Below are 22,879 nucleotides of genomic sequence, written 5' to 3'. Positions count from 1 at the left end.
GTGCGACACCATGACTACTGATAAACCGGAAGAGGCGATGACTTTTGGTGAGCTGTTAGCACTGATTGGCGATCAGCAACGTCGTCTGACGGTGCTGGAAAATGCGTTTTCCAGTCTGATTTTCTGTCTTGACGATCGTGCCAGTCAGTTACTGGTGCACAATCTGTCGCTGGAAGCCCAAAACCAGAACCATGATGAGCAGCTGCAGCAGCACTTTGCCCGTCTGGCCGAGGCGCTGCAAAAGCGCGGCGGCGGCATCGCACCCGAAACCCCGGCACTTTAACGCCGGCGGCTGGCTCTCCCCGCTTTAATGGCTTCAAAGAATCACGGATTAAAATGCCTGCTCGTCAGGCATTTTATTTTTTCATCCGCCATCTTTTAAACACAAATATTCTGTGCGAAGCTGGGTGCAGGCATTTTTTCATCAGTAATGGCCCGGTTTACTGTTATAATAGTTTCGCTATTGGAATAAAAAAGCCGCATTGAACCTCATCATGCACTTCGTTTAACGAGTAATAAGGAGGTTATAATGGACAGAAGAAAAGATGTGATTCAGACCCATCCGCTGGTGGGCTGGGATATCAGTACCGTTGACAGTTATGATGCCATGATGATCCGCCTGCACTCGTTATCGTCGCAGGATCAAAAAGAAGAAGAAGCGGATGTTGGCCCGACTTACTGGCTGACGACGGATGTCGCAAGGCAGTTCATCTCGATCCTCGAAGCGGGTATCGCTAAGATTGAATCGGCCGAGCAGATAGAACGACTGCTTAAGAAGCATTAATGTCTGCCGCATCAAAGAGGCACCCTCAGGGGTGCCTTTTTCGTTTCTGTTTCTGGTATGCTTTTGATTATCTGACTCTTTCAGGAGCGTAGTTACCATGATTTATGATCTTATCATCGTCGGCAGCGGCTCAGTCGGCGCGGCAGCAGGCTACTATGCCACCGAGGCGGGCCTGTCGGTTTTGATGATCGACAGTGCTCATCCGCCGCATAATCAGGGCACCCATCACGGTGAGAGCCGGTTGATCCGCCACGCTTATGGCGAAGGTGAACGTTATGTCCCGCTGGTGTTGCGCGCACAAACGCTGTGGGATGAACTGGAGCAGCGCGCTGGCGAACGCATCATGCACCGCAGCGGCGTGCTGAATCTGGCACCGATTCAGTCACCCTTTATTCAGAACGTCATCGATAGCGCCACCCAATGGCAGCTCAACATTGAGGTGATGCAGCCTGACGAGGTGCGTAAGCGCTGGCCACAAATTAACGTCCCTGACGGCTACCTCGGCGTCTTTGAGCCGCAGTCGGGCTACCTGAAGTGTGAGCAGGCGGTACGCAGCTGGATTCAGCTGGCGGAACAGGCGGGCTGTGCCCAGCTGTTTAACTGTCCGGTTTCGCAGATTGGCCGCGATGGCGATCTGCAGCAGGTCACCACGCTTGATGGTATCTACCGTGGCCGAAAGTTGCTGATCAGTGCCGGCACCTGGGTCGGTAAACTGGTGCCGGATCTGCCGGTTGCCCCGACCCGCAAAGTCTTTGCCTGGTATCAGGCCGATGGACGCTACAGCGAGAACAATAAGTTTCCCGGCTTTACGGTTGAAATGGCCGATGGCAGCCAGTTTTATGGGTTCCCGGCAGACAATAATGCGCTGAAAGTGGGACGTCATGACGGCGGCCAGTTGATGCAACAGCCTGAAGATCGTAAACCCTTTGGCACGGTGGCAGCCGATGGCAGCGAAGCGTTTGGCTTCCTGCGCCAGTTTTTACCCGGCGTTGGCGTCTGTCTGCATGGTGAAGCCTGCAGCTACGATTTCAGCCCGGACGAAGATTTTATTATCGATACCTTGCCAGGCGAGCCGGATCGGTTGCTGATCACCGGGTTAAGCGGCCACGGCTTTAAATTTGCCAGCGTGCTGGGTGAACTGGCGGCGGAATTTGCCCAGCAAAAGCCATTCTCATTCGATCTCTCCCCTTTCCGCCTCTCCCGCTTCTGACTCTCAATTCGGGTGGTATCATCTGATAACGCCCGATTGACAAAAAATGACATTAACTGAATATAGCTGACGTTTTCAGCCGGTTTATTTCGCCCGGAATGTTCATTCTTGCCTTTATTGATTGACGGCCCGGTTAAATAAAATAAGTCATTCAGTAATACTGGGCATTCAGCGCGCTTTTAAAGGATGTTTTTCATTATCCGCTGGCAAAGTTATAGAAGCGTAAGGTCGATTGCTTTTATATTTCATTATGTAGATGCTTGTTTCAGATTATTTCTACTGAATAAACAGGCTATGTTACGGAATACACCTCATCAGTTTGGTCTGATTGCCGTGCTGCTGCACTGGTCAATGGCACTGGTTATTTATGCCATGTTTGCGCTGGGATTATGGATGGTCGGCCTCGGTTACTACGATAGCTGGTATCACGATGCGCCGGAAATTCATAAAAGCATAGGGGTGATTCTGTTACTGACATTAGTGATTCGTCTGCTCTGGCGAACGCTTTCGCCACCACCTCAACCGTTAAGCAGTTATTCCCCGGTGGTGCGCATCAGTTCTGTGGTGGCGCACTGGCTGCTCTATACGCTGCTGCTGGGCATTCTGCTCAGCGGTTATTTCATTTCCACCGCCGAGGGTAAGCCGATTGCGGTATTTAACCTGTTTTCCCTGCCTGCGCTGCTGAGTGGCGCAGGCGAACAGGCCGATCTGGCGGGCGATATCCATCTGTGGCTGGCCTGGACGGTGGTGATTCTGTCACTGCTGCACGGTCTGGCTGCGTTAAAACATCACTTTATCGATCGCGATAGTACCTTAAAACGGATGTCAGGTTTGCGCATCCCTTTACCCGCTGAAAAGGAAAAGTAATATGCTGAAGAAGACGCTACTGGCCATGACGGGCGCCAGCCTGCTGCTGGGCTCACTGACCGCTAACGCCGCTGATTATAAAATTGATAAAGAGGGCCAGCACGCCTTTATTCAGTTTCGCATTCAGCACTTAGGCTACAGCTGGCTCTATGGCACGTTTAAAGATTTTGACGGCCGCTTTAGCTTTGATGAAAAGAACCCTTCGGCCGATAAGGTCGAGGTCACCATCAACACCAATAGCGTGGATACCAACCATGCCGAGCGTGACAAGCATCTGCGCAGTGCAGACTTCCTCAACGTCGGGAAAAATCCTCAGGCCACCTTCAAATCTACCGCGGTGAAAAAAGAGGGTGATGAGCTGGCGATCACCGGCGATCTGACGCTTAACGGCGTGACTAAACCGGTGACGCTGGAAGCGAAGCTGTTGGGTGAAGGCAAAGATCCGTGGGGCGGCTATCGGGCAGGATTTGAAGCCGAGGGTGAAATTGCACTGAAAGATTTTAATATCACCAAAGATCTCGGACCGGCCTCGCAAAAGGTTCAGCTGATGATTTCGGTAGAAGGCGTGCGTCAGTAAACAGCTAAGCCGCCTGAAGCCGGGCTTCAGGCGGCATCACTTATTTTTTAACCGGCGACGGAATGGTCATGTTTAACAGACCACGTGACTTGTTAAAGATCTTATTGCCGTTTTCACGTCCGGCACGACGGGCGCGCTGCTCTTCTGGCGACAGTTTCGCCTCTTCCTGACAGAGCGGGCTACAGCAGTTCTCAAACTTCTCTGCGCAGCTTTTACACTGAATAAACAGCAGATGGCAGCCATCATTGACGCAGTTAACGTGGGTATCGCACGGCTCACCACACTGGTGACAGTTCGACAGCACATCATCGGAAATACGCTCGCCCATCCGCTCATCAAAGACAAAGTTCTTGCCTTTAAATCGCACCGGTAAACCCTGTTCACGGGCGCGGCGGGCATATTCAATGATGCCACCTTCAACATGATAGACATCTTCAAAACCGTTATGGCGCATCCAGGCGCTGGCTTTCTCGCAGCGAATCCCACCGGTGCAGTACATAACAATCTTTTTATCTTTCTTATCCTGCAACATATCCACCGCCATCGGCAGCTGATCACGGAAGGTGTCGGCAGGGACTTCCAGGGCGTTATCGAAACGTCCCACTTCATATTCGTAGTGGTTACGCATATCGACGAAGACCGCCTCCGGATCGTCCAGCATGGCATTCACTTCGGCGGCTTTTAGGTATTGGCCCACATCGCTCGCGTCGAACGTGCCGTCGGCGATACCGTCCGCCACAATCCGATCGCGAACCTTCAGGCGCAGCACCCAGAAAGATTTACCGTCGTCATCCAGCGCAATGTTCATCCGCAGGTTATTCAGCGCCGGATCAAAGCCGTACAAATAGGCCTTCATCTTGTCATACTGGCTGGCAGGAACGCTGATCTGCGCGTTGATTCCCTCATGGGCAACATAGACGCGGCCAAACACCTTGAGTGCGGTCAGGCCCTGGTAGAGTTGATCACGGAAGGCTTTGGGATCGGCAATCTGGAAGTACTTATAAAAAGAGACAGTGGTGCGCGGCTCGGTTTCAGCCAGCATGCGCGCCTTCAGCTCTTTATTGGAAACGAGGTTATGTAACACTGGCATGGTGTTCTTTCCTGTTATCAATAATAGAAATTTAGCGCGCACATGATACCTGATTTCAACGCGATGCAAAGGGCAGCCGCAAAATAGCGTTTTTACTGGCTATTTTTTCCGCACCACCGGTGCGCTTATAATTTCCGCAGCCTCGTCATTGACGTAAGCAATATTTATGCGCGCGGCAAAAGCTGGCACAATAGCGAAAATCAACGAGATATCAGCACCGAACGGTGCGCGACGCAGGAAAATATACGTTCATATGACCCAGTTGCCTCAATTTTCGCGAGAACTGCTGCATCCCCGCTATTGGTTAACCTGGCTGGGGGTCTTCTTACTTTATCTTTTGGTGCTACTTCCTTATCCCCTGCTCTATGTTCTCGGCTGCAATATTGGTCGTATTGGTATGCGTTTTATGAAACGACGCGTCAATATTGCGCGGCGTAACCTGGAGCTGAGTTTTCCGGATATGCCGGTCAATGAACGTGAAGCGATGGTGAAGCACAACTTTGAATCGGTGGGTATGGGCCTGATTGAAACCGGGATGGCCTGGTTCTGGCCTGACTGGCGCATCAACAAATGGCATAAGCCGTCGGGTTTAGAGCACATTAAACAGGCGCATGACAGTCAGCGCGGTGTACTGCTGATCGGCATGCACTTTCTGACGCTGGAGATTGGCGCGCGGATGTTCGGCATTCATAACCCTGGCATCGGCGTCTACCGTCCCAATGATAATAAGCTGATTGACTGGCTGCAGGTACATGGCCGGATGCGCTCCAATAAAAGTATGCTCGACCGGAAAGATCTCAAAGGGATGATTCGCGCGCTGAAGCGTGGCGATATTATCTGGTACGCGCCCGACCACGATTACGGCCCACGCAGCAGCGTATTTGTGCCGTTTTTTGGCGTCGCGAAGGCGGCAACCACGGTGGGAACGCATCTGTTGATCCGCATGGGTAAACCGGCAGTCATCCCCTTTGTGCCGCGCCGCCTGCCCGGAGGACGCGGTTACGAACTGATGATTTTGCCTGACATCAGCGACAGTTTTACGCTGGAAAGCGAAGAAAACACCGCCGCACGGATGAATAAAGTGGTCGAAGAAGGCGTTCTGCTGGCCCCTGAACAGTATATGTGGCTGCATCGCCGCTTTAAGACTCGTCCGCAGGGCGAACCCTCACGTTATTAACCTTTTTGACGCTGAACGGCGGCCACAATGCCGTTCAGCGCCGCCTCTCTTCTGTCACAGCTAAAACAGTCTGTCGCCACCGTTCGTCATCCGCGGGGCGATGAACGGGCCAGTCATAAATCAACAGCCGTTAAAATACGCCCCGTAATCACGCAATTGAATTAACGCAATTAACCATAAAAGAGCCGGTTATCTGACCTCACGACCTGTTGCAGCCCTGATAAATTAATTTCACAGCAGCAGAGCATATTTTACTGCGGCGCTAATTTTTTTAAACGCCAGGCCTATTCCTATTTAGCCAGGCTTAATCATTTCCTGCAGCTTATTAATCCAGCAAAATTAACTTAATTTACAAGCAATTGCCTCTCATTTGCCGGGTATATTCCATTTTACAAATATTAAACATGCTGATAGACCGTTATGGCATTTGAATAAGCGGCAGGTTATCGTTAATTTCTGTTGTGACAGTTAGAGACTTAACTGCACTAGTTAAAAATCATAAAAAAGATGACCCACAGCAAACCGCTTAGCAGGACTTATAATATGAATAAAGGCCTCTATTATTATGTGACAATCAGCACCGATCAGGATAATTATCACGCGCTTCATCGTCAGGGATGTCGACGGATGCCCGATAAAGAGGACGTGATATTTATTGGTACCCTTTATAATTTGAGTCAGGCGTTATCGATTGCACGTATTAACTTCAAAAAAGTTAAGCCCTGCATCAAATGCTGTATCCGTTATTCCGCGCCGGTGATCCATGAGTCTGTCAGACCGGTGCTGCACTTCCCGCAAAAAGTGACCTGACCCTCTTCGGCGGGAAATGCCTTATTTCCCGCCGATCACACTGCCCCGCCCTTTCCCTCCGCCGAATTTCGTCTATTCTTCACTGAAATCAAATCAACCAGTCAAGGAGAAGAGCGATGAGCATGTACAGTACCTTAGAGGAAGCGATTGATGCTGCACGTGAAGAGTTTCTCGCTAACCACCCTGAACTTGATGAAGGGGATGCCTCGGTCAGTCAGTTTGGTCTGCAGAAATATGTGATGCAGGATGGCGATATCATGTGGCAGGCTGAGTTTCTGGCCGAGGAAGGCGATGCGGGCGAATGCCTGCCGATTCGCAGCGGTGAGGCCGCACAGGCGATTTTCGATGCTGACTTTGATGAGGTTGAACTGCGTCAGGAGTGGTTAGCGGAAAACACGCTGCATGAGTGGGACGATGGCGAGTTCCAGCTGGAGCCACCGCTGGATACCGAAGAAGGTGAAGCCGCTGCGCAAGAGTGGGAAGATGATAACAGCGACTCCGATCGGGGCTATTCGTAAGGACCGTGGCTGGCGTCAACCGGCAACAGCAGGGTGTCAACCACCAGCGACAGCGGCAGGTCGAGGATAGTTAATACGCGCCAGGCACCGTCACGCACATCCCACTGTACGCCCGGATAATACTGGTTACCGTGCCCCTGACCGGGCACGGTACGGCTGATAATACTGCCGCATCCGCTCAGACAGAGCACGGCCACCATTAACAGACTCGTTTTTAAACCCCGTTTCACCACAGCTCCCCACTCTTAACAGCCATTATTGTTGTCCTGCGCTCGCGCCATTATCGTCAGATTCATCGCTGCCTGAAGAAGCGCACGACCTGCTCTGCTGAACCTGAATAACCTGCAAAAAAAAGCGGCATCGCTGCCGCTTTTTCAGTTTACGCGTTTTTGACCAGCGCGTTGGGGTTGAGGGTGAGTTTTTGATAACTCTCCACCCACTGATGATATTTCTCAGCGTTCTCCCACAGCCGGGTATGTACGCGCGCCAGCACCACCGGATCGCTAATCAGCTGTAAACGCTGATCGCGATTCAGTTTATCGGGCGCGTCGCTCAGCGCCTGATCGACACGGCGATCGCGGGCATAGTCGAGCAACTGACTCTGTTTATGCCGTGACGTCGCCAGCGCCGTCGCCAGCGCGTTAAACGCCGGGTTGAACAGCGCGTGCATAAAGCCGTTTTCCAGCGCCCGCTCGCGGTTAAGCTGCAGGTAGCGATCGGTATCCACCAGCTCTTTCGGCGGCTCATACTCTTCCGGGATCAGGAACAGACGGGCTTTCTTGCTCTTGATACCGATGGTTGCCCGGCTCGACATCACTGACACAAACGGCGACAGAATCAGCGAGAACACAATCGGTGACAACCACCACAGGAAGTTGAGATCCAACAGGCCCATGCCGATCGCCCACACCAGACCCAGCGCCATCTGCGAACCGTGACGTTTAAACGCCTCGCTCCACGGGGTCGCGTCATCGTCACGCTGCGGTGAATTCCAGACCACTTCCCAGCCGAGGAAGGCGCTGACCACGAACACGGTGTGGAACAGCATACGCACCGGCGCCAGCAGCACCGAGAACAGCATTTCCAGCATCAGCGAGATGAACAGACGTATTGCACCGCCGTAAGATTTCGCGCCCTTGCACCAGATCAATACCACGCTCAGCAGCTTCGGCAGGAACAGCAGTATCAGCGTGGTGGAGAACAGCGCTATCGCCAGTTCAGGACGCCACTGTGGCCACACCGGGAATAGCTGGCGCGGTTGCAGGAAGTAGGTCGGCTCCATCAGCGTATGCACCACCTGCAAGGCAGTAGAGAGCGCCAGGAACATAAACCACAACGGAGCGGACAGATAGGACATTACGCCGGTCAGGAAGACTGCACGGTGAACCGGGTGCATGCCTTTAACCAGGAACAGGCGGAAGTTCATCAGGTTACCGTGACACCAGCGGCGGTCACGCTTCAGCTCATCCAGCAGGTTCGGCGGCAACTCTTCATACGAGCCTGGCAGATCGTAGGCGATCCAGACGCCCCAGCCAGCACGACGCATCAGCGCAGCTTCAACAAAGTCGTGTGACAGAATTGATCCGGCAAACGAGCCTTCACCCGGTAACGGCGCCAGCGCACAGTGCTCAATAAAGGGTTTCACCCGGATAATCGCGTTGTGCCCCCAGTAGTGGGATTCCCCCAGTTGCCAGAAGTGTAAGCCGGCGGTAAACAGTGGACCGTAAACGCGGGTCGCAAACTGCTGACAGCGCGCGTACAGCGTATCCATACCGGACGCTTTTGGCGATGACTGGATAATACCGGCGTTAGGGTTAGCTTCCATCATGCGTACCAGACCGGTCAGACACTCACCGCTCATGACGCTGTCGGCGTCCAGCACCACCATGTAGCTGTAGTTGCTGCCCCAGCGGCGGCAGAAGTCATCAATGTTGCCGCTTTTACGCTTCACACGACGACGACGACGGCGATAGAAAATCTTGCCCGCACCGCCGACGTCACGCACCAGCTCCATCCAGGCTTTCTGTTCGGCGATGGCGATATCGGCGTCATAGCTGTCGCTAAGAATATAGACGTCGAAATGCTCAGCGTTACCGGTCCGCACCACTGATTCCCAGGTGGCACGCAGGCCCGCATAAACGCGTTCAACATCTTCGTTACAGATCGGCATGATCAGCGCGGTACGGTGCTCGGGATTGAGCGGTTCATCCCCCACGGTCGAATAGGAGATGCTGTACTTATCGCGACCAATCAATAGCTGCAGGAAGCCCATCAGCGCGGTCCAGAAACCGGCGGAGACCCAACAGAACAGGATAGCGAACAGGAACAGGATGCCGGTCTGCAACACATACGGCAGAATCTGCATCACCGACTGCTGCCAGTTCTGATTGATCATCTCCATCGGGTCCAGCAGCGTCCAGCCCTGGTACGGCAGAATGGTCTTCATATACCAGGTGGCGACCACGGTCTGCATGATGGTGAGAATCAGCAGAATATAGCGGCGAATCGATCCGACATGACGCCATTTCTCTTCGGCACGCTGCTCTTCTGCGTTAGCGTAACGCGGCACCGATTTATGCCCACGCAGCGAGTCCCAGGCGCGCGCGACCGGGTTGGTCCGCCAGGCTTCCGGGAACATCAGTGAACGTCTGACCTTTGGCATCGCCTTCAGCGTGGTGCGATCCAGGTCATCTTTACCCAGTTGCTGACCGTTGGCGAGCGAATCAGGCCAGGCCATTTCGACCCGCGAAGAGACCGATTTTAACGGTGCATCATCGGGACGATCGCTGGCGGCCACATCCTTGCCCAGCGCATCATGAATGAAATGAAACGCCCCGGCATTCTGCAACGAGGCGCTGAGACGGGCCTTCCCCGCCGCATCCAGCGGCAGGGATTCCACGTAACGTTGAGGTGTAAAAGTCGATTTATTCATTGGCAGGTAACTGATAGCTCCAGGTTTCCGTCAATGTCTTGTCGCCGCTAACCAGCGCCGCACGCATTTCGGTGGGCTGCTTGTTGTCTTTCACACGCAGACGCAACACCAGACGCCAGCCTTTATTGACCGGGTTATAACGTACGCTCTGCTCCACCACATCCGCGTTTTTACCTACGCTGACCTGCGGTGCCACCTGACTGTTTTCCGCCATCTTGCTCATGTCTTTACCCACGAAGTCGATGGTGAAAGCCACGGTGCCATCTGGCTGACGCACCAGATTTGACTGCTTCACGTCACCCGCAGAACGCAGGGTATTCTTCACCCAGGCGGTATCGTCGGAGTGCAGCTGATTTTCATCACGTGAGAAGTGCAGGCGATATTTGAAGTTCATCTCTTTGCCCGGCTCCGGCAGCGTCTCCGGTGTCCAGAAGGCAACGATGTTGTCGTTGGTTTCATCAGCCGTTGGGATCTCGACCAGCTCGACGCGGCCTTTACCCCAGTCGCCCAATGGCTCAACCCAGCCGCTTGGGCGCAGGTCGTAGCGGTCATCAAGATCCTGATAGTTGCTGAAGTCACGCCCACGCTGCAGCAGACCAAAGCCCTTCGGACTCTCAATGGTGTAAGTGCTCACAGCCAGATGACGTGGGTTATTCAGCGGACGCCAGATCCATTCACCATTACCGCTGTGAATAGAAAGACCGTCTGAATCATGCAACGCCGGACGGAAGTTGTTCACGGTGGACGGCTGATTCTGGCCGAACAGGAACATACTGGTCAGCGGAGCGATCCCCAGTTTGCCAACGTTGTCGCGCAGATAGACTTTCGACTGCACATCAACGGTCGATGCCTGGCCCGGACGCAGCACAAAGCGATAGGCACCCGCTGCGCGTGGCGAATCGAGCAGTGCATAGATCACCAGCTGTTTATCCTGCGGTTTCGGACGTTCAATCCAGAACTCTTTGAAACGCGGGAACTCTTCACCGGACGGCAACGCAGTATCGATCGCCAGGCCGCGGGCAGACAGGCCATAAACCTGACCGGCACCGATCACCCGGAAATAGCTGGCCCCGAGGAAGCTGGCGATCTCATCATCTTTACCCTTGCTGTTTAACGGGTAGAGCACTTTGAAACCGGCGAATCCGAGGTTTTTCACCGAGTCGACGTCATGTTTTACATTGCCGAAATTAAAATAATCGGGGCTGTATTTGATTTCGCGCACCGCGTTAGCGGTCACTTCGTTAATCTGAACCGGGGTATCGAAATACATACCCTGGTGGTAAAATTCCAGCTTGAACGGCGTGCGCAGCTTGCCCCAATACGCTTTATCGTGGTTAAACTGGATCTGCTGGTAATCAGCAAATTTCATTTCACGAAATTGAGAGGGTAAATTGCTTTTTGGCGCTTCGAAGCTTTTCCCTGCCAACGCTTTGGCTTGTCTGGCAACATCATCGATGTTAAACGCCCAACTGTTATTGGCGTATAACGCCAGCAGAACTGCAGTACCAATCCAGCGTACCTTCATCAGTCCGGCTTTATTTTTTTCTTTAGTCAGCACATCCCCCCCTTTCGTGTGCTTAAATCAAACCCGCTTATCTTAAAGGATTATTCGGTTTTCCGACAGCTTATGCGCAACATTGTTCCCGCATTTCGTCAGGCAAAGACCCGCTTTTAGGACAATTAAACACTACGGATTCCACTGATAGTATACCTTGTTTATCGCAGGTAGAATTTCGCCCGAGCATAATCCGGTTTCAGGGCGAAACCGGTCAAACGTACTAACGAACTGGAACTTTATGAGTACAGCAAAACCTGAACGTGAATACTTCCTCGACTCTATCCGGGCGTATCTGATGTTACTGGGGGTACCGTTTCACGTTTCCCTCATTTACTCCACGCAGAAATGGGCGGTTAACAGCAATGACGCCTCTCTGTGGCTGACGTTGCTGAATGATTTCATTCACTCGTTTCGTATGCAGGTGTTTTTCGTCATTTCGGGTTATTTCTCCTACATGCTTTACCTGCGCTATCAGCCGAAACGCTTTCTTAAAGTGCGGCTGGAGCGTGTCGGCATCCCGCTTCTGACCGCCATTCCGCTGATTACCCTGCCGCAGTTTTTTATGCTGAAAAACTGGACTGCCAAGCTGGCCGACTGGCCGCGCTTCACGCCCTATCAGAAATTCAATAACCTGATGTGGGAGCTCATCTCGCACCTGTGGTTTCTGGTGGTGCTGGTGATGTTGACCACGCTCGGCATGGTGACCTTCCGCTGGTTGCGCGATCAACACCGCACCCTGGATTACAGCCGGGTCGGCTGGGGTTCGCTGGCTGCGGGCGTAGTGGGCTGGGCGCTGCTGTGGTGTGCCTTCCGTCGCCTGATCTTTCTGTTCCAGCCCGCCTGGCTGATGGATGGCCTGTTCAGCATCATCGTGATGCAGACGCTCTTCTATCTGCCGTTCTTTATGCTGGGGGCGCTGGCGTGGAAGCATCAGCCGCTGAAACAGCTGTTTGTCCGTTTCAATCCGCTGATGTGGGCCGGCGCGGTAGTGATGTTTATTGCCTACTGCGCTAATCAGCGGCTGAGCAGTGGTGAAGGCTGGCTGTATGAACTGGATGCGCTGATCTCGACGCTGATGGGATTATGCATGCTGAACGTCTGCTTCTGCTTTGGTCATAAGCTGCTGAACTCGCACTCCCCGCGCATCATGTATCTGGTGAATGCGTCACTGTTTATCTATCTGGTGCACCATCCGCTGACGCTGCTGTACGGCATCTACGTCACGCCGCGCATCGAAAACAACACGCTGGGCTTTTTCCTTGGCCTGTTAATGGTGTTCGGGATTGCGTTCCTGCTGTATGAGATTCACCTGCGGATTCCGCTGCTGCGCTTCCTGTTCTCCGGTAAATTTGAACGCAAATAAACCGGGATCAGGCAACTAATGGGTGCCGGCCTTTAATGGTGTTAGCCAGAGACGGTTCACAAACTTAACGCAAAGGGAGCCTGCGCCCTCCGCAAAGACACAAAACCCGCCAGCGATGGCGGGTTTTGTGTCTTTGCGGAGGGCGTGCGCGGCGTCCAGATTACAGCAGCCACTCAATAGGCAAGCGCCACACCAGCCGCACCTGCAACCGCTGCCACCATGAGCAGCCCGGTTCATGCTTATGCACTATCTGTTGCGCCTCGCCGGGATACTCCAGCCAGTTCACCCGTCCCCACTTATCCAGCCGCAGCGTCCAGGCGCGATCGCGCATCGACTGACTGAAGCGCTCATGGGTCACCTGTGCCAGCGTTTCACTCTCAATCACCAGCCCCATTTCGGTATTGAGCACCGCCGAGCGGGGATCGAAGTTGAACGAACCGATAAACAGCGTCTGCTGATCGACGGAAAAAGTTTTGGCGTGAAGGCTGGAGCCGGAGTTACCGGTTAAGCCGCGATCGTGTGGGGCATCCTGCAGCGCCGCCTGAGGTTTAAGCTCATAGAGGGCGATACCGTGCCGCAACAGCTTTTTGCGCCATTTGGCATAGCCGGCATGCACAATCGAGACATCATTAGCCGCCAGCGAGTTGGTCAGGATGGCGATTTTCACCCCTTTGCGCTTCAGCGACAGCAGCTGCGCTACGCCAGCGCGGGTTGGCACAAAATAGGCGGAGATAATGTCGAACTGCCGTTGCGGTGTCCCAATCACCTCCAGCATCCGCTGCGGCAGCAGGGTTTTCGGACGCGCCTTACCCAGCCCTTTACGCGGATCGTCACTCAGCAGGCGGGTTCTGGCCCAGGTCAGCGCTAAGCTGTCCTGCGCCAGATCCTGCAACAGTGAGGCGTTTTCCAGCCGCTGCAGATAGCGCTGCACCGCCTCGCTGTGCCGCCACTCGGCAGGCAAACTGACGTTATCTTCCGCCTGCTCATCATCATCCAGTACCTGCTGTAGCGGCGAGACCGGCCGGCTATTCCAGTAACGTTCAAAATCCTGCGCCACTTCCTCAACCACCGGGCCAATCGCCATCACGTCGAGATCGGCAAACAGCGGCTCATTGCCGGTGCCGAAGTATTCATCGCCAACATTGCGTCCGCCCACGATGGTGGTCACCCCATCGACGGTGAAACTTTTGTTGTGCATACGGCGGTTGAGGCGGGCAAAGTCGGTGAGATAGCCCAGCGCCCGTAAGGTGCGAAATGAAAAGGGATTAAACAGCCGCACCGCAATATTGGGGTGACGGTTGAGCTGGGCCAGCGTTTCATCCAGGCCCGGCGTATTATTGTCGTCCAGCAGCAACCGGACTTTGACACCACGCTGTGCCGCTTCCAGCATCGCGCTGAACAGCAACCGGCCAGAGAGATCGTTTTGCCAGATGTAGTACTGAATATCGAGTGAACGCTCCGCTTTTTGCATCAGCAGATAGCGCGCCGCAAAGGCATCCAGCCCATCGCTGAGCGGATAAATCCCGCTCAGTCCGGGATGACGCTGGCACTGCGGCACCAGTTGCGCCTCCAGCCAGCTGGGCTGTTCGGATTGCTGAGGCAGCTCAAACGCTTCGGTCATGACCATTCCCTGTAAAATGCAGTTATTTTTATTATTCCCCGGCCCGCACGCTGACGCTATACGATCCTTCTGACTTCGTAAAACGCCGCGGCTGGTTTTTAGTCTAGACTTAGTCGGACGATCTGTGACCGGCATTGCCCGGCAGGAGAGGAATATGTCACATCAGCCCCTTACAGACGCCCGCCAGCGCCATCATCCCAGCCTGTTTCGCAGTTTTTTCCAGGGCAGTTTTCCCTGCTCCACCGCCTGCCGCACGCCAGGAAAACGGCTGGATATGGTGATCAGCAGCGGTCACGATATGCTGCTGGAGAAGGATTACGCCGCCCTGGCCGAACAGCACCTGTTCACCGCGCGTGACGGGGCGCGCTGGCACCTGATTGAAAAAGTCCCGAATCAGTATGACTGGCAGAGCTTTCTGCCGATGATTGACGCCGCACGCCGACAGAATCTGCAGATTATCTGGGAGCTGGCGCACTTCGGCTATCCCGACCATCTTAATATCTGGAAAGCGGAATTTGTTGACCATTTTAGCCGTTTCGCCCGCGCGATGGCGCAACTGATGCGAGATGAGGGCATCGAACAGCCGTTCTTTACTCCGGTCAATCAAATCTCATTCTGGTCGTGGGCCGGTGCCGATGTCGCCTGGTTCAATCCGCACGCCGCGGGCCGGGGCAAAGAGCTGAAACGTCAGCTGGTGCGCGCCTCGCTGGCTGCCATTCATGCCATTCGCGAGGTCTATCCCGATGCGCGCTTTGTGCTGACCGATCCGCTGGTGCAGATTGCGCATCATAGCGATAATCCGGACAGTAAACCCTACGCGGATGCCCAGCATCAGGCGCAATTCGAAGCCTGGGACATGCTGGCGGGTCGCCTCGATAAAGAGCTGGGCGGCAGTGAAGATTGCCTTGATATTCTTGGTCTGAATTACTACCCCGACAACCACTGGTTCTTCCCCGATCGGCCGATGCCGGCAGACGATCCGGCACGCGTTCCGCTGCATATTTTGCTGGCGCAGTGCTGGCAGCGCTTCCAGCGCCCGATGCTGATTGCCGAAACCGGTGCCGAAGGCGAGGCGCGTGCGCCGTGGCTGCAGGAGATCAGTGAGAATGTCGCGGTGGCGCTGGATCAGGGGATTGCGGTGGAGGGCGTTTCGCTCTATCCGGTGGTGGAATATCCGGCCTGGGCGGATGACCGGCGCTCACCCGGCCCGCTGTTCGGGCTGGCCGATCCCAACGGGAATCGCAACCTGCACGAGGCGTTAGCGCTGGTGCTGCGCAGTCAGCAGATCAAATTTACCCGGCGCGATCAGACGTGCTGAGACGGCGGCGCTTTGGGATAGCAGGACTGGACATCCAGTGACGGATCGGTGGGATGACGTACGTCGGTGAGCCAGGTCATGGTAAACAGGAATGTGACGCCGATCAGGCAGGCGGTCAGCAGGCCGATAATTGCGATCAGTTTGTCATCTCTCGATTCCATCGCCGTCTCCTTTTCCCTTTCCCTGAATCGCCTGTGCGTTCAGCTCATCCAGAGCGTAATCATCAGGACAAAGATTATAAGCGTAACCGAGGTCACCGCAAGCACTACAATCGCGAAGTGCGCATCGTCGAGCGACTGGCGAATCGGCTCATCGTGATCGTCGGGTGGCAAAGGTAACGACATGGGGTTCCTGTAACATGGGTTCAGCTGACCGGTTATGCAGCGCGTCACAGTGTAGAGGAAAGCCTGAGTGGCGTCCGGTTCTTTCGTCTGGAAAATAAACGGAGTGCGCGCGGCACCCCGTTTTCACCACCATCGGCCCGATCAGAAGTCGTAGGTTACCCCGACTTTCAGCGTGCGGCCGTCGCCCTGTGACAGATAGGTACCGGTGTCATCCACGTTAGCCCAGTATTTTTCGTTGGTAACGTTTTCGACTCCGACACGCCAGACCATCTCATTCTGATTAAGCTGAGTGCGGTAACGCAGCCCCAGATCCAGCGTGGTATAGCTGTCGATCTTTTTGCTGTTGGCGGCATCCGCCCACTGTGAACCGGAATGGGTGATCAGCGCGGTGGCGGTTAACCCTTCCAGCGGCCTGATGTCATATTCGGCACCCAGCGTATAGGTGTCGCGCGGCACGCCCACCGCCTGCTTACCGTCATAGGCGCCACCAGCGGTTTTTTCCATCACCGGGTCGAGCCAGGTGGCGCTGGCGTTAAGCCGGACGCCCAGTACCGGCTCGCCAAACAGATTCGTTTCAATGCCACGATGGCGCTGCTCACCGTTCATGCCATACACACCATTGGCGTCAATCATTCCCGACGGCTTTTTAATCTCAAACAGCGACAGCGTGCCGCCGATGCGGCCAAAATCGCCCTTCACCCCGACCTCATTCTGTTTCGAATGGGCGATGCCGGTAATGGCCCCCGGATTGACGACCGTATCATTACGCGGCGCCACCGAACCGGGCTGCAGCGCTTCGGTGTGATTGGCATACAGAGAGATCGACTGCCACGGCTTGTAGACCACGCCATAGGTCGGCATCCAGCGGCTATTGGTGTAGCGCGAAGCGGTATCTTCCGCGCCGCTGTTGTAATTGTAATTACGCACCCACACTTTCTGATGGCGCGCACCCACGGTCAGCAGCAGCGAATCATCAAACAGGCCCAGGGTGTCGCTCAGCAGATAGCCCTGGGTACGCGACCGCGCGGTGGTCAGAGGATCGGAGAACTTGCCGCCGGCAAAGTTAGCTGTCGGCGCGGCAATTTCATCGGTGTGATAGATGTTGGTATTGGCATTGGTCAGCGACATCGCGTAAGCATTCTTCGCATTGGTGGTCAGCGCCGAGTAGCCGATGTTGACCTTATGCGAGATAAAACCGGTATCGAAATTGCCGCGCAGCCCGACCATACCGCTCATGTTGTCCTGCACGCGATTGGTATTAAAGGTGCCGATAGTGGCATCGCCCGCGCGGTTGATCAGTTTTGGCGTGCCGTAGTTACCGGTTTCGTGGGCGTGCTGCGCACCTAAACCGGCATAGGCGGTCCAGCTATCGCTGAGATCGTATTCCGCCCGGGCCATGCCAAACTCCGATTCCATGTCGCTGTAGACCCATTTCTGGCTGTAGTTATGGGAAGGGGAAGGCACTGCCGGAAGGAAGTCGACGCCGCTGATGTTGATGCCTTGCAAGCCGTCGTGGAAACTCTTTTTCTGGTAGCCGACGTCCAGTGAGGTACGTAACCGGTCACCGCGATAGTCCAGACCGATTGAGGCGGCGGTAGTGCGCTTTTTCTCGTCATCCACGCCGGTTTCCCCTTCGCGGTGGACCAGGTTAACCCGAACGCCAAACTGGTCGTTATCACCAAAGCGCCGTCCCGCATCCACCGTGGTACCGATCTGCGCATCGGAGCTGTAATCCACGCCTATCCGTGCCTGTGGAAGCTCCCCGGCATGTTTAGGTTCCAGGTTGATGATCCCGCCGACGCCACTGCTGGCCGCGCCGTTCAGCAGGCTGTTGGCGCCTTTGAAGATTTCAACCCGGTCAATCAGCGACGCATCCATCACCTGACGCGGCACCACGCCTGGCATTCCGCCATAGGTCATGTCATCGCCATCCAGCAGGAAACCGCGAATGCGGTAGCTTTCGGCGAAGTTACCGTAGCCTTTAACGTTTTGCACTCCGGCATCGTTACGCACCACATCAGCGATGGTTTTGGCCTGCTGGTCCTCAATCATTTTTGCGGTAAAGCCGATGATGTTAAACGGCACATCCATCGCCTTTTGCTCACCCAGCATGCCCAGCCGGCCGCCGTGCGCCACCTGCCCTTCCAGCCAGGCCGGCACTGTCTGATCGCCGCCCGGCTTAAAGCTGTCGTCGGGTGTCGCGGTTACCGTCATGGTCTGCCCGCTCTGGCTGGCGGTGGCTGAAGAGGCAGAAGGCGTTGCCGCCATCACGGGCAGAGATCCGGCACTGACCAGCATGGCCAGCAGAGTCGGTTTATATCCTGGGGTTAAAAGGCGCTGACGCATGGGTGGTTCCCTGATTTGAATTGGACTGAGAATCATTATTATTGCGGTTTGCGATTATGCGCAGGAGCGGGTCAATTGCAAGTAAAATTGCCGGTCAGGGAAGTGGATAGCTGAATGAAAAGCGGGCAGGAGAGAATAAAGAGAATGCCCATGCCTTAACGGCATGGGCAGGCAGTCAGACGCCGCAGAAATGTTAATTAATGGATGAGGCAGCACTCCCCGCTGACCAGCCACCGCCCAGCGCGCGATAGAGATCGATTTGCGCCAGCAGCAGGTTGTTTTTCACCGTCACCAGATTCAGCTGCGTTGAGAACAGGGTGCGCTGGGCATCCAGCTCATCAAGGTAAGAGGCGTAACCGTTCTGGTAGCGGTTGCTGGCGATACGCAACGCTTCTGCCACATAGCGTTCCTGCTTCTGCAACTCTGCCAGCTGCTCCTCTCCCTGCCGGATCGCGTCCATCGCATCGTTCACTTCCGAGAAGGCGTTACGCACCACTTTCTCATAGCCGTAGAGCGCCTGATTACGCGTTGCCATTGAGACATCCACTGCTGCGGTCAGCGCTTCACGGTTGAGCAGCGGAGCCAGAATGCTGCCGCCGACGCTCCACAGGCGGAACGGGTTATCCGCCAGCTGATGCAGCACCGAACTCTGTAACGTGCCGGTGGCGGTCAGGTTGATATTGGGCAGCAGCTGCGCTTTGGCGGAGGCCAGACTGGCATCGGCAGCCAGCAGCTGACGCTGAGCCTGGACAATATCCGGACGGCGATTAAGCAGCTGTGACGGCAGCAACGACGGCAGATGCTGCGGCGAGATCTGTTCAAACTGCTGACGGCGGGCGATTTCGCGCGGATTCATCGCCACCAGAATACTCAGCGCATTCTCCTGCTGTCTGATCTGGTGCCGGAGCTGTGGTATCTGCGCTTTGGCTGACTGATACTCCGATGCGGCCTGCATCCACTCCAGCCGCGAGGTATAGCCGGTTTCAAACTGGCGCTTCGCCAGCATCAATGAATTATTACGGGTCGCCAGCGTCGCCTCGGTAACCCTTAACTGCTCGTCCAGCGCGCAGAGGTTCAGGTAGCCGGTTGCTACCGAACTGGCGATGGTCAGTTCCGCTGCCGAGGCCGCCGCCTGTTGCGCCGCCAGCGACGCCCGTGAAGCCTCGATCGAACTGCTGCGCGCGCCCCATAAGTCAACGTCGTAGTTTGCCTGTAGCAGGCCCTGGAAAACATCGGTCTCATAAGGCTGACCGGTCACAGACGAAAGCGTACGTTCGCGGGTGGCCGCCGCGCCAGCACTCAGGGTCGGGAAATTGTCGCCCTGCGCCGCACGCAGCTGGGCGCGATACTGATCGACCCGCGAGCGCGCGGTCAGAATATCGGGATTGTTGCGCAGAGCCTGCGTCACCAGCCGGTTAAGATGCTCATCACCAAAGGCGCGCCACCAGCCAGCTTCCGGAGCGGCGTTGGGGCCGACCTGGTCGCGCCAGGCTGCCGGTATCGGCAGTGACGACGGCGCTTTTTCAACTTCGGTGGCGCAACCGGCCAGCGTCAGCGCCAGAGCCGCAATCAGTAAACGGCGGTCGATCATGGCGCGCCCTCACCTGCCGGTTGTGCCGCCGTATCAATACTCACCTCCACCGACATGCCGGGACGCAGTTGCTGCATATCGCCATCGTCGATACGAATGCGAACCGGAATGCGCTGGGCAATTTTGACAAAGTTACCGGTGGCGTTGTCGGGCGAAATGGCGCTGAACTCCGATCCGGCGGCGGGCGAAATAAATTCAACCTGACCGGTAAAGCGTTTGCCATCCAGCGCATCAACCCGGATGGTCACCGGCAGACCGGGCCGGATTCGCGCCAGCTGCGTCTCTTTCAGGTTGGCGATGATCCATTTACGGTTAGGCACTACCGAGGTCAGCCGCGTCCCGGCGGTAACATAAGCGCCGGTCCGCACCGACAACTGACCAAGCTGACCGTCATCCGGCGCGGTAATCCGGGTATTGGCCAGATCGATCTCCGCCAGTTCCAGTGCCGCTTTCGCACTGGCAACGTCGCCTTCCAGCGAGGCGCGGTTAACGATGACCGTTTGCAGATTTTGTTCTGCCACGGCGATTTGCGCCGCAGCCTGACGCACCTGCGCCTGCGCCTGGGCATTTGCCGCACGGGCCGCATCCCGTTCGCGCACTGACAATGAGCCGTCGGCGGCGAGGTTTTCGACCCGCTTCAGATCAAAGCCGCTTTTCAGCGCCTGCGCTTTGGCATTCTCCAGCACCGCTTTATTACTCTCAATCGTCGCCTGGGCACTGCGTCGCTGCTGCAGGTTATTGCTCAGCGCGGCTTCCTTCATCGCCAGTTGCGCCTGCGCCTGATGAACGCGCTGACGGTAGATACGATCGTCGATGGTCATCAGCAACTGACCCTTTTTCACCGGCTGCAGATCGATCACCTCAACCGAGGTCAGGTAACCGCTGACCTGCGGGCTGATAAAGGTCACCTGACCGCGAACATAGGCATTTTCGGTGCTTTGCACTGCGCTGGTAAAAGGCCAGAGTTGCCAGGCGTAGAGAATGACTAATACGCCAATCACCACAATGCCGCTGCCGGCGGCAATCGAAAGAATACGACGACGATTCGCACGATCGCGTTCTGCCGCCTGAAGTTCGTCCTGCTGACTCATTGTTTCTCCGTTGATTGCTGTAATTCGGCCAGCTGTTGCTGCTCTCGCAGGTTAAATTGTGCCTGCCGCCAGTCGAGATAACGCCGACGTGTTAAGCGCCAGATCACCCACATCAGGGTAATCAGGGCCAGCGCGGCCGTTAACAGATAGGTATCGTTGTACGCCAGCACGTTGGCCTGTAAGGTCGCCACGGTTTGCAGCTGGCTGCTGCTCTGCGCCCCGAGCAGAACGTTATCGCCGACCAGGCTGTTAAACAGCGCATTGTACTGGCTGAGACGTTCATTGACGTTAGGGTCCAGCAGCGAAAGTTGATCGCTGAGCAAACTGGAGTGATATTTTTCCCGCCAGGTCTGAAACGTCCCGAGGATCGCCGAACCGATCAGCCCGCCCAGGTTCTGACTCATGCCGAACAGCACCACAAAACTCACCAGGTTCTTCGGCTGCGTCACTACGCTGCCGATTCCCATCAGCATCGCCGGTGCCATGAAAAAAGCGCTGCTGAAGCCCAGCAGGAACTGGCTGAAGTACATATTGTTAGCGCGGGTCAGCGGGCTGGAGTGCGCATCCATCAGCGAGGCGATAATCATCACCACCAGCGAGGTGACGATGGGCCAGTTAAGGTGGTTGGGCTTGATGGTGAGCGCACTGGCGGCAATACCGACAATGACGCCAGCAATGATCGCCAGCGCCAGTCCGCGCATCTGATCGTTCTGCAGGCCAATCTGCTGTAAAAAACCTACCGCACCGGTGTTCTGCTCCGCCAGCACAATGCGGATCATGATCATCACAATGCCGAGACGCACCATCATGCCGCTACTCAGCCAGCGGGTATTGATCAGTGGATTGCGCCGGTTGTGCTCAATCACAATGGCGGTGACGATCAGCGTTAATGCGATGGCGGTACAGATGCCCAGCCACGGCGTGGTAAACCACCACTCAATCCGGCCCAGTGACAGTACGCCACACAGCAGCGCCATGCCCGGTGCCAGCAGCATAAAGGTGACGAAATCCATTTTTTCAAAGGTTTTGATCCGATCGCCGGGCGGTAACTTAATCACCAGCACGCCGCCCAGCGCAATCAGCGCCAGGCCCAGTTCAAACAGGTAGAGTCCGCGCCATTCATTGAGTTGCAGCAGTTCCGAAGAGAAGAGTCGGGCCAGCGGAATCGCCAGTTGCGATACCGTCAGACCGATCACCAGCGCTTTCAGGCGATGCTTCGCAGGCCAGGCCTGTACCTGATAATAGATACCCAGCGAGCTGAGCGCTGCCGCCACCATGCCGTGCGCAGTACGCACGATGATCGCTGAACTGAGATCGTTGGCGAACAGATGAAAAAACGCCACCAGCACATAGAGCACCAGAAACGCTTCGGTAAAGGCGCGCAGGCCAAACTGCTGTCGGAACTTCACCAGCAGCAGGTTGATGGAGATGTTGCCCATCACGTAGACCGCGGGCAGCCAGGCTATCTCATTGGAATAGGCGCCGAAGGTGCCCTGCAGGTTAATCAGATTGGCGGTCACCAGCGCGTTGCTTAGCGCGCCGGTCAACGAGATCAGCAGACCTATCAGGCCAAACGCTATCCGTTTCGGCAGCGGATGCAGCGGGGTCGAAGGTGATCCCGGCAGCATCGGTTTTTCATGCGGTAACCATTCGCGCGCGGCGTAGGGATTGCGCTTCGCCAC

General features: G+C 55.5%; 21 protein-coding genes. 10 read left to right on the top strand and 11 right to left on the bottom strand.

Annotated features, from left to right (window positions below; genetic code table 11):
* Nucleotides 1-10: 10 nt before the first annotated feature.
* From WFK59_RS03235 to WFK59_RS03215, 5 genes are all read left to right on the top strand, one after another.
* Nucleotides 11-283, top strand: coding sequence for a hypothetical protein (locus WFK59_RS03235; RefSeq protein WP_031376546.1), 273 nt, complete (start codon nucleotides 11-13; stop codon nucleotides 281-283).
* A 246-nt stretch (nucleotides 284-529) separates the two neighbouring features.
* Nucleotides 530-784: a biofilm formation regulator BssS gene (gene bssS, locus WFK59_RS03230; protein ID WP_010246399.1), complete on the top strand. Its 255-nt coding sequence runs from the start codon at nucleotides 530-532 to the stop codon at nucleotides 782-784.
* Between the two features lie 97 nt (nucleotides 785-881).
* Nucleotides 882-1,994 (top strand): N-methyl-L-tryptophan oxidase, encoded by a 1,113-nt coding sequence (gene solA / locus WFK59_RS03225; RefSeq protein ID WP_233984650.1) that lies wholly within the window; start codon nucleotides 882-884, stop codon nucleotides 1,992-1,994.
* A 294-nt stretch (nucleotides 1,995-2,288) separates the two neighbouring features.
* Complete coding sequence (locus tag WFK59_RS03220) at nucleotides 2,289-2,861, top strand: cytochrome b (protein WP_233984651.1); 573 nt, start codon at nucleotides 2,289-2,291, stop codon at nucleotides 2,859-2,861.
* A gap of 4 nt (nucleotides 2,862-2,865) precedes the next feature.
* Entirely contained in the window at nucleotides 2,866-3,438 is a 573-nt protein-coding gene (locus WFK59_RS03215; RefSeq protein ID WP_233988198.1) for a YceI family protein, read from the top strand.
* Between the two features lie 40 nt (nucleotides 3,439-3,478).
* On the opposite strand, the gene trhO is transcribed toward WFK59_RS03215, so the two are convergent.
* Nucleotides 3,479-4,528, bottom strand: coding sequence for an oxygen-dependent tRNA uridine(34) hydroxylase TrhO (trhO, locus tag WFK59_RS03210; RefSeq protein WP_233984652.1), 1,050 nt, complete (start codon nucleotides 4,526-4,528; stop codon nucleotides 3,479-3,481).
* Between the two features lie 253 nt (nucleotides 4,529-4,781).
* Here trhO and WFK59_RS03205 point away from each other — a divergent pair, with 253 nt between their 5' ends.
* The 3 genes from WFK59_RS03205 to WFK59_RS03195 all read left to right on the top strand — a co-directional run bounded on the left by WFK59_RS03205 (nucleotide 4,782) and on the right by WFK59_RS03195 (nucleotide 7,033).
* Nucleotides 4,782-5,705 (top strand): Kdo(2)-lipid IV(A) acyltransferase, encoded by a 924-nt coding sequence (locus WFK59_RS03205; RefSeq protein ID WP_233984653.1) that lies wholly within the window; start codon nucleotides 4,782-4,784, stop codon nucleotides 5,703-5,705.
* Between the two features lie 543 nt (nucleotides 5,706-6,248).
* Nucleotides 6,249-6,515 (top strand): hypothetical protein, encoded by a 267-nt coding sequence (locus WFK59_RS03200; RefSeq protein WP_233984654.1) that lies wholly within the window; start codon nucleotides 6,249-6,251, stop codon nucleotides 6,513-6,515.
* A 116-nt stretch (nucleotides 6,516-6,631) separates the two neighbouring features.
* Complete coding sequence (locus WFK59_RS03195; RefSeq protein ID WP_094121342.1) at nucleotides 6,632-7,033, top strand: MysB family protein; 402 nt, start codon at nucleotides 6,632-6,634, stop codon at nucleotides 7,031-7,033.
* Here WFK59_RS03195 and WFK59_RS03190 read toward each other — a convergent pair.
* The 3 genes from WFK59_RS03190 to WFK59_RS03180 all read right to left on the bottom strand — a co-directional run bounded on the left by WFK59_RS03190 (nucleotide 7,024) and on the right by WFK59_RS03180 (nucleotide 11,493).
* A complete protein-coding gene (locus WFK59_RS03190) occupies nucleotides 7,024-7,233 on the bottom strand; it encodes a YceK/YidQ family lipoprotein (protein ID WP_233984655.1) in 210 nt (69 codons plus the stop codon). The two genes, WFK59_RS03195 and WFK59_RS03190, sit on opposite strands and share 10 nt — an antisense overlap.
* A 179-nt stretch (nucleotides 7,234-7,412) precedes the next feature.
* Nucleotides 7,413-9,965 carry a glucans biosynthesis glucosyltransferase MdoH gene (gene mdoH, locus WFK59_RS03185; RefSeq protein ID WP_336754991.1) on the bottom strand — a complete coding sequence of 851 codons (2,553 nt, stop codon included), beginning with the start codon at nucleotides 9,963-9,965 and terminating at the stop codon, nucleotides 7,413-7,415.
* Nucleotides 9,958-11,493 carry a glucan biosynthesis protein G gene (locus WFK59_RS03180; protein WP_336755130.1) on the bottom strand — a complete coding sequence of 512 codons (1,536 nt, stop codon included), beginning with the start codon at nucleotides 11,491-11,493 and terminating at the stop codon, nucleotides 9,958-9,960. The genes mdoH and WFK59_RS03180 overlap by 8 nt, the downstream gene beginning before the upstream one ends.
* 268 nt (nucleotides 11,494-11,761) lie before the next feature.
* On the opposite strand from WFK59_RS03180, the gene mdoC reads away from it, so the two are divergent.
* Entirely contained in the window at nucleotides 11,762-12,886 is a 1,125-nt protein-coding gene (mdoC, locus tag WFK59_RS03175; protein WP_233984657.1) for a glucans biosynthesis protein MdoC, read from the top strand.
* Nucleotides 12,887-13,046: 160 nt separating this feature from the next.
* Here mdoC and WFK59_RS03170 read toward each other — a convergent pair whose 3' ends face one another.
* Nucleotides 13,047-14,507 (bottom strand): phospholipase D family protein, encoded by a 1,461-nt coding sequence (locus tag WFK59_RS03170; protein ID WP_336754988.1) that lies wholly within the window; start codon nucleotides 14,505-14,507, stop codon nucleotides 13,047-13,049.
* A gap of 154 nt (nucleotides 14,508-14,661) precedes the next feature.
* Between WFK59_RS03170 and WFK59_RS03165 the strand changes: the two genes are divergently transcribed.
* Entirely contained in the window at nucleotides 14,662-15,825 is a 1,164-nt protein-coding gene (locus tag WFK59_RS03165) for a beta-glucosidase (RefSeq protein ID WP_336754986.1), read from the top strand.
* On the opposite strand, the gene WFK59_RS03160 is transcribed toward WFK59_RS03165, so the two are convergent.
* The 6 genes from WFK59_RS03160 to WFK59_RS03135 all read right to left on the bottom strand — a co-directional run bounded on the left by WFK59_RS03160 (nucleotide 15,813) and on the right by WFK59_RS03135 (nucleotide 22,879).
* The gene (locus WFK59_RS03160) at nucleotides 15,813-15,986 is read right to left on the bottom strand and encodes a hypothetical protein (RefSeq protein ID WP_167373383.1); all 174 of its coding nucleotides are present in this window, start codon (nucleotides 15,984-15,986) and stop codon (nucleotides 15,813-15,815) included. The two genes, WFK59_RS03165 and WFK59_RS03160, sit on opposite strands and share 13 nt — an antisense overlap.
* Nucleotides 15,987-16,025: 39 nt before the next feature.
* On the bottom strand, nucleotides 16,026-16,169 hold the full coding sequence (locus tag WFK59_RS03155) for a hypothetical protein (protein WP_010246429.1): 144 nt from the start codon (nucleotides 16,167-16,169) through the stop codon (nucleotides 16,026-16,028).
* Between the two features lie 141 nt (nucleotides 16,170-16,310).
* Nucleotides 16,311-18,515, bottom strand: a complete 2,205-nt coding sequence (locus tag WFK59_RS03150; protein WP_442956291.1) for a TonB-dependent receptor — start codon at nucleotides 18,513-18,515, stop codon at nucleotides 16,311-16,313.
* Between the two features lie 193 nt (nucleotides 18,516-18,708).
* Nucleotides 18,709-20,106 carry an efflux transporter outer membrane subunit gene (locus WFK59_RS03145; protein ID WP_336754982.1) on the bottom strand — a complete coding sequence of 466 codons (1,398 nt, stop codon included), beginning with the start codon at nucleotides 20,104-20,106 and terminating at the stop codon, nucleotides 18,709-18,711.
* Entirely contained in the window at nucleotides 20,103-21,197 is a 1,095-nt protein-coding gene (locus tag WFK59_RS03140; RefSeq protein WP_094121337.1) for an HlyD family secretion protein, read from the bottom strand. The genes WFK59_RS03145 and WFK59_RS03140 overlap by 4 nt, the downstream gene beginning before the upstream one ends.
* Complete coding sequence (locus tag WFK59_RS03135; protein ID WP_233984661.1) at nucleotides 21,194-22,879, bottom strand: MFS transporter; 1,686 nt, start codon at nucleotides 22,877-22,879, stop codon at nucleotides 21,194-21,196. The genes WFK59_RS03140 and WFK59_RS03135 overlap by 4 nt, the downstream gene beginning before the upstream one ends.

It is taken from the genome of Pantoea sp. USHLN298, assembly GCF_037149395.1.
Taxonomy (GTDB): Bacteria; Pseudomonadota; Gammaproteobacteria; order Enterobacterales; family Enterobacteriaceae; genus Pantoea; species Pantoea astica.
Note: the sequence above shows the minus strand (reverse complement) of the source record. Positions and strands in the feature narration are given on the sequence as shown.